This is a genomic window from Deinococcus rhizophilus, assembly GCF_030271215.1.
GTDB lineage: Bacteria > Deinococcota > Deinococci > Deinococcales > Deinococcaceae > Deinococcus > Deinococcus rhizophilus.
Genome location: NZ_JASNGB010000154.1, coordinates 1 through 7,154, shown reverse-complemented (window position 1 = coordinate 7,154; position 7,154 = coordinate 1). Strand labels below are relative to the sequence as shown.

The 7,154-nt window shown below is 71.3% G+C and carries 6 protein-coding genes; 4 read left to right on the top strand and 2 right to left on the bottom strand.

Annotated features, from left to right (window positions below):
* The 3 genes from QOL99_RS13380 to QOL99_RS13370 form a co-directional block, all read left to right on the top strand.
* Nucleotides 1-190, top strand: a 190-nt coding sequence (locus tag QOL99_RS13380) for an IclR family transcriptional regulator domain-containing protein (protein ID WP_285524539.1), incomplete at its 5' end; no start/stop codon positions are given.
* A gap of 68 nt (nucleotides 191-258) precedes the next feature.
* Nucleotides 259-1,950 carry a S8 family peptidase gene (locus QOL99_RS13375; protein WP_285524536.1) on the top strand — a complete coding sequence of 564 codons (1,692 nt, stop codon included), beginning with the start codon at nucleotides 259-261 and terminating at the stop codon, nucleotides 1,948-1,950.
* A gap of 112 nt (nucleotides 1,951-2,062) precedes the next feature.
* Nucleotides 2,063-3,625, top strand: a complete 1,563-nt coding sequence (locus tag QOL99_RS13370; protein WP_285524534.1) for a bifunctional metallophosphatase/5'-nucleotidase — start codon at nucleotides 2,063-2,065, stop codon at nucleotides 3,623-3,625.
* 124 nt (nucleotides 3,626-3,749) lie between these two features.
* On the opposite strand, the gene QOL99_RS13365 is transcribed toward QOL99_RS13370, so the two are convergent.
* Nucleotides 3,750-4,196, bottom strand: a complete 447-nt coding sequence (locus tag QOL99_RS13365) for a response regulator (protein WP_285524533.1) — start codon at nucleotides 4,194-4,196, stop codon at nucleotides 3,750-3,752.
* A gap of 329 nt (nucleotides 4,197-4,525) precedes the next feature.
* Nucleotides 4,526-6,235 carry a long-chain-fatty-acid--CoA ligase gene (locus QOL99_RS13360; protein WP_285524532.1) on the bottom strand — a complete coding sequence of 570 codons (1,710 nt, stop codon included), beginning with the start codon at nucleotides 6,233-6,235 and terminating at the stop codon, nucleotides 4,526-4,528.
* A 246-nt stretch (nucleotides 6,236-6,481) separates the two neighbouring features.
* Between QOL99_RS13360 and QOL99_RS13355 the strand changes: the two genes are divergently transcribed.
* The coding region (locus tag QOL99_RS13355; protein WP_285524530.1) for an iron-containing alcohol dehydrogenase at nucleotides 6,482-7,154 on the top strand (673 nt) is incomplete at its 3' end.

The following is a 7,154-nucleotide window of genomic DNA, read 5'->3' as shown; positions in this document are numbered from 1 at the left end:
GGAAAGCGCCGACGAGTGGGCCGCCGGAACCGGGGGGCTGGCCGTGCCGCTGCGTGGGGCGGACGGGGAGGTGCTGGCCGCACTGGGCGTCAGCCTGCCGACGGCCCGGTTGCGCGGGCGCGAGATACTGCTGGCGACCTTGCACGCGGCAGCGGCGGGGGTGAGCTGGGAACTCGGCTACCGCAACTGATGCCCGTCTGACCACCCCTTTCACGCCGGGGTCATCCGGCTGCTTCTCACCGGGAGCACACTGGAGCCATGCAAAAACTGATCGGTTCCGCGCTGCTCGGTGCCCTGCTGGTCGGCTGCGGCCCGTCCACAGGGCCCACGCCTCCCGGCACCCCGAACCCTGGCACCCCGACCTTTTCGGTCAGCGGGCAGGTGCTGCTGCCGGGAGCGGGCGCGGCCTCGCTGACCGCCGCCGAACAGGAGGCGCTGTGGGCGTTGCCGCACGTTCCCGGCGAGGTGCTGGTCCGGGACGCGGGGACGGGGGAGCTGGGAGCACAGGGCCTGTCTGTCCTGTCGGGCGTGACGCTTCAGGCCGTGCCGGGCACCGACCTCAGCCGGGCGGCGACCCCGGCGGGCGAGGACGACGCAGCCTTCGCCGGGCGGCTCGCGGCGGCGGGGCTGGACGTGCAGCCCAACCTGATCTACCGCCCGCTGGCGGTGCCCAACGACCCCGGCTTCCCGGACAACGCGGGGCTGGCCGTGCCGGGCCGCCCGTACCTCTACGATCAGGACTACCTCACCCGCATCCGGGCGCTGGAAGGGTGGAACCGCCTCGAAGCCCTGGGCAAGCCCAAGTCGAGCGTGCTGACGGCGGTGCTGGACACCGGGGTGGACCGCTCGCACCCCGAGCTGGCCGGGCGGCTGCGGCCGGGCCGGGATTTTTGCTCGCGGCTGGTGAACGACACCTGCCAGGGCACCGACGACGACCCCGCCGAGGTCACGGCGGGCGACGTCGGGCACGGCACGAGTTCGGCGGGCATCATCGCCGCGAACACCAACAACGGGCAGGGCATCGCCGCGCTGACCTGGGGGGGCACGGTGCTGCCCGTGAAGGTCTTCGGGACCGACGGGCGCATCTCCGGGGCGACCAGCGCCAGCCTGACGGCGGGCCTGAATTACGCGGTGGCGCAGGGAGCACGGGTCATCAACCTGAGTCTGGGATTCGCCGGGGAGGTCGGGCGCCCCGCGCAGGCGGACCCCGCGATTCGCTCGGCCCTTCAGGCGGCAGCCGGGGCCGACGTGGTGGTCGTCGCGGCGGCGGGCAACACGCCCGATCAGGGGCTCTACTACCCCGCCAGCGACCCCAATGTCCTGGCAGTGGGGGCCATCGGGCGGGGGGACAGCCTGGCTTGCTACAGCGCCCGCCCATTGGCGGGGCAGAAGGCGCTCGATCTCGTGGCGCCGGGGGGCAACGCGGGCACGGGGACGGGCAACTGCTACGTGACCAGCGATTACGACATCCTGACCCTGACGACCGTCGCGCTGGGGCGCTACACCCTGCGGGCCGGGACCAGCGAGGCGGCCCCGCAGGTCAGCGGCGCGGCGTCCCTGCTGCGCGGCGCCTTCCCGGCCCTCACGGCGGCGCAGGTGCGCCAGGCGCTGACGGCGGGAGCGCGGCAGGCGGAGGGTGGCCGCATTCTCAATGTGGAGGGCGCGATCGCTCAGGCCGAGCGCCTCGCGGCCACGCCGCCCACCAACCGCACCTATAACCTCGTCGTGGAGGCCCGGCGGGGCGGCAGCGTCGTGGCAAGAAAGACCTTCACGGGCACGCTGGCAACCAACCAGCGCACCATCCCCTACACGCTGAACGGTCTGGCGGCGGGAAGCTACACCCTGACCGCCCGCGTCACCCTGACCAACCCCGGCGAGACCGTCACCGGGACGCGCGGCGTACAGGTCAGCGGCAACCTCAGTGGCGTGAACATCCAGACCCAGCGCTGAGGCGGGTCAGGCGGGGCGGCGGGTTTCCGGCACCGGGGCCCGCCGCCCCGCTGCGCGAGCCTGACCTCACCATCACCCACCACGGGCTCCCGGCGCCTATCATGAACCCGTTATGAAACGTTGGTTCCTGACCGCCGCGCTGCTCGGGTCCGTTGCGACCGCCGCGCCCCTCACCGTCACCATTCTCCACACCGACGACCTGCACGGGCACCTCGACCCGGTCAAGGTCGGGGAAGGCACCTACGGCGGCTACGCCCGCCAGACCACCCTGCTCCGGCAGTACGCCGCGCAGGACGTGAACCCGCTGATTCTCTCGGGCGGCGACACCTTCCAGGGGACGCTGTTCTACAACGTCTACCAGGGCCTCGCCGACGTGCTGTTCATGAACTACCAGGGCTATCAGGCGATGGCCGTGGGCAACCACGAGTTCGACAATGGCCCCGAGGCGCTGGCCCGCTTCGCCCAGAAGGCGCAGTTCCCGCTGCTGGCCTCCAACCTCGACCTGAGCCAGGAACCGCTGCTGCGCGACCTGATCAAGCCCTACGCGGTCCTCAGCGTGGGCGGCGACCGGGTGGGCGTGATCGGCGCCGTGACGCCCGACCTGCCGCTGATCAGCTCGCCCGGTCCGAACGTGAAGATGCTCGAACTGACCGGCAGCCTGAACAACAGCGTGAAGGCCTTGCAGGACCAGGGCATCAACAAGATCGTGCTGGTGTCGCACCTGGGGTACGCGGTCGAGCAGCAGGTCGCCAGGACGGTGCCCGGCATCGACGTGATCGTGGGCGGCCACAGCCACACCCTGCTGGGCACCTTCGACAACAAGGACTTCCCGGCCCCCGAAGGCCCCTACCCCACCATCGTGCCCAATCCCGACGGCAACCGCACCCTGCTGGTCGCCGCCTGGGAGTGGGGCAAGGTGCTGGGCCGCCTGAAGGTCACCTTCAACGACGCGGGCGCGGTCGACAGCTTTGAAGGCAACCCCATCGTGGTGTCGGCGGACGTGGCCGAGGACGTGACCTCCAAGCGCATGATCGAGACGCTCAGCGTGCCCATCGCCAACCTGCGCCGTCAGGTCGTCGGAACCACGGCGGCGGGCCTGAACGGGGCCCGCGAGATCGTCCGCAAGCGCGAGAGCGGCATGGCGAACGTGCTGGCCGACGCGGCGCTGGCTGCCGGGCAGCGGGCCGGGGCCGTCATGGCCTTCGTCAATGGCGGCGGCGTGCGCTCCTCCATCGACGCGGGCCCGATCACCTTCGAGGAAGCGATCACCGTGCAGCCCTTCGGCAACACGCTGACGATCCTCGACCTCACGGGCGCCGAGATCAAGCGGGCGCTGGAACACGGCGTGGCGACCTGGAGCGAGAACAAGGGCCAGTTCCTGCACGTGTCCAGGGGCATGAGCTACACCTTCGACCTGTCCCGGCCCGCCGGAAGCCGGGTCACTGCCGTCACCCTGAACGGCCAGCCGCTCGGGGACGCCCAGACCTACACGGTCGCCATGAACACCTTCAGCGCGAACGGGGGTGACGGCTTCGACGTGTTCAAGAACGCCAAGGGCCGCCGCCTGGATACCGGCACCCTCGACATCGACATCCTGGTGAACTACCTCAGGGCCAACCCCACCGTCGACGCGCAGCCGGAAGGCCGCATCGTGCTGGTCAACGAGCCGAAGTAACCCCAGCGGCGGACCGGAGGGGGGCGTGCCTGCGGGCCTGCCCCCCTTCTGACGTGGGCCGGGTTGGGACGCACAGACCACTGGTCGGGGGCAGAGGCCGGGGGCCCCTGGCGGCCGCGTGGACTTATGGCCGTTCCCGGGGCGACAGGGCCGCCGTGGCGAACCAGAAACTCTCGAACGACCGGATCACGTCCACGAACTCGCTGATGGTGACGGGCTTGGGAATATAGGCGTTGGCGTGCAGGTTATACGACCGCCAGATGTCGCTCTCGGCGCGGGAGGTGGTCAGGACCACCACGGGGATATTCCGCAGCGCGTCGTCGACCTTCAGCACGTCGAGCACCTCCAGCCCGCCCATGCGCGGCATGTTCAGGTCCAGCAAGATCACGTCGGGGGTCGCGGCCCCGCTGTACGGGCCCTCACGCCGCAGGAAGGCCAGCGCGTCGACCCCGTCGCGGGCGACGTGGAGGCGGTGGGGAAAGTGGGCCTCATCAAAGGCTTCTTCCGTGAGCAGGATATCGGCCGGGTTGTCCTCGACCAGCAGGATTTCGATGGATTTGGTGGGGGTCATGGGGCAGGCGGGCTCCTGAGGACGGACACGGGGCGGGGCGGCAGACCACCAACTCCCGGACGCTTAAAAATACGGCAAAAATAGGCAGCGGCCAGCAGCCGTCGGTGCCCGTTGCATGAAGACAATCNCCTGAGGACGGACACGGGGCGGGGCGGCAGACCACCAACTCCCGGACGCTTAAAAATACGGCAAAAATAGGCAGCGGCCAGCAGCCGTCGGTGCCCGTTGCATGAAGACAATCTTTAGAAGTGGCCCGCGTGCCTTCCGGCAGACGCGGGCCACTTCCTGTGGGAGGGGGTCATCCGGCCCTCCGCACCCCTCACTCCTGCTCAGCCCGGACGGGCGGCCATCTCGGCGCGGGCCTGCTCCTGCAGGGGCCGCCACGCCACCTTGCCCGTCGGCCCGCGCGGCAGGCTGTCCACGAACGCGTAGTCGCGGGGCACCTTGTAGCTCGCCATCTGGCTCCGGGCCCAGGCCTCGATCTCCTCGGCGGTGGCCTGCCCGCCGGGTTTCAGCACGATCAGGGCGCGGGCGCGTTCGCCGGTGCGGTCGTCGGGCACCGAGATCACGCAGGCTTCCTGAATGGCGGGGTGGCCGTGCAGCAGGTTCTCGACCTCGGCGGGCCAGACCTTCATGCCCGAGACGTTCACCATGCGCTTGAGGCGGTCGGTAAAGAAGAAGTAGCCCTCCTCGTCCATGTATCCCAGGTCGCCCGAACGGAAAAAGCGCTTGCCATCCAGCTCGGTGAAGGCTTCGGCAGTCGCGTCCTCGCGGTTCCAGTAGCCCTGCATGACCTGCTCGCCGTGCATCACGATCTCGCCGATCTCGCCGGGGGGCAACTCGCGCCCGGTGTCGAGGTCGAGGACGCGGGCGTCCACGCCGAAGAGGGCCACCCCCAGGCACTGCAATTTCTGGCGGCCCTTGGGGTTGGAGTGCGACTGCGCCATCGTCTCGGTCAGGCCGTAGCCCTCGGTGAAGGTGATCCCGGTGAGGTCGAGCAGCCGCTGCCCGATCGCGGCCGGAAGGCTCGCGCCGCCGCCCGTCACGTTGCGCAGGCTGGCGAGGTCCGCCGGATTGAACTTCGGCGACGCCATCAGGTCGATGACCATCGTGGCCGTGTTTGTCCAGAGGGTGACCCGGCGGTCGCGGATCAGTTGACGGGCCGCGTCGCGGTCCCAGCGGGCGAGCGCCACGACCGTGCCGCCGCCGTTCAGGGGCGCGAGCAGGCTGTTGACGAAGCCCGTCACGTGGAAGAAAGGCAGCGACGCCAGAAACACGTCCTCGACCGTGCCGTCCACCCAGGCCCCGGCCCCGAACACGTTGGCCTGCACGCTGCGGTGGGTGTGCATGCAGCCCTTGGGCAGCCCGGTCGTGCCGCTGGTGTAGGGCAGGACGGCCAGATCGTCCGGGCCGACCTCGGCGGCGGGGGCGGAGGCAGCCTCCAGCGCCGTTTCCAGCGTCACGTCGCCGGGCTGGAGGTCGGGGGTCACGTCCAGTTCGCCCGGCAGCGGGACTCCGGCCCGCTCCGCGTCGGTCCCCGCCATGACGTTGGCGACGACCGCGTGGGCAAGATCGGCCTGCTTCGCCTTCTCGTACAGCTCGGCACCGACCACGCCGACCCGGATCCCCGCGTCTTGCAGGAAAAAGCCGAACTCGCGGGCCTGCAACATGGGAGCGAGGGGCACGACGACCGCGCCGAGGTGCCACGCGGCGTGTGCGGCGATGGCCCAGGCGGGGCTGTTCTGCATCCACACCGCCACCCGGTCGCCCTTGCCCACCCCCTGCGCGGCGAGGTGCCCGGCGAGGCGCTCGGCGGACTCGCGCAGTTCGCGGTAACCCAGCTCGCGGCCGTAAAACCACATCGCCGTCTTGTCGGGATAGCGCTCGGCCGACACGCGCAGGTTGTGCATCAGCCCGGTGCGCGGCAGCGTGAGCTGGCGGGGCTTGCCGGGCGGCCAGTAGCGGCCCGCCGTGGGGGTGGCCGGGGCGACGGGACGGGGATGCTCGGTGGGCAGGTGCAGCTCGGGGTCATGCGACATGGAACACCTCGGGGGAAAGAGCCGGGCAGGCCGCCGCCTTCTGCGGGGAGGGCTGCCAGGACGGTGAATTGTGCGTGCCCCGAGTGTAGGCCATGGGCGCCCGGCTGGGAAGGTGAGGGGGTGCTCGTCACGTGACGAGCAGGGGGACCGGGGCTGCCCCGACCGGCACCGGAGCGGACGCCCCGGGCCCGCGCGGCCTGCCCTGAACGCCCCGACCCCGTAGGCTGGAGTGCAGGAGGTTCACCCATGCCCCAGCCCCCCGCTCCCGAGACGCCCCGCGAGACCCTCTTCACGGTCGAGGCCACCCCCTTCAAGTTCGGTCCCGGTGCCGCCGCCGACGCGGGCTGGGAGGCGGCGCGGCTGGGCATGCGCCGCGCCTTCGTGGTGGTGGACCCGGCACTGGCGGGGGGCGAGGCTGCTGGACGCGTGCTGGCGAGCCTGCGCGGGGCGGGGGTGGAGGTCATCCTCTACACGGACGTGCGGGTCGAGCCGGACCTGCCCAGCCTGGAGCGGGCGGGGGCAGCGGCGCGGGCGTCGGGGGCCGACGGCTTCGTCGGGCTGGGGGGCGGCTCGACGCTGGACACGGCGAAGGTCGCCAACCTGCTCGCCACCCACGGCGGCGCGGTGATGGACTGGGTCAATCCCCCGGTGGGTGGGGGCCGCGCCGTGCCGGGGCCGCTGCGCCCGCTGCTGGCGATTCCCACGACGGCGGGGTCGGGGTCGGAGGCGACGACCGTGGCGATCCTCGACCTGCCGGAGCTGGGGATCAAGAGCGGCATCAGCCACCGCTCCCTGCGGCCCGCGCAGGCGCTGGTGGACCCCGAACTGACCCGCACGGCCCCGGCGGGCGTGATCGCGGCGGCGGGGCTGGACGTGGTCTGCCACGCCGCCGAGAGCCTGCTGAGCCGCCCCTACACCT

Bases quoted from the DNA above. Each gene is read 5' to 3' on its own strand.
- QOL99_RS13375 (WP_285524536.1), top strand. From the start codon at position 259: ATGCAAAAACTGATCGGTTCCGCGCTGCTCGGTGCCCTGCTGGTCGGC.
- QOL99_RS13365 (WP_285524533.1), bottom strand. From the start codon at position 4,196: ATGACCCCCACCAAATCCATCGAAATCCTGCTGGTCGAGGACAACCCG.
- QOL99_RS13360 (WP_285524532.1), bottom strand. From the start codon at position 6,235: ATGTCGCATGACCCCGAGCTGCACCTGCCCACCGAGCATCCCCGTCCC.
- QOL99_RS13370 (WP_285524534.1), top strand. From the start codon at position 2,063: ATGAAACGTTGGTTCCTGACCGCCGCGCTGCTCGGGTCCGTTGCGACC.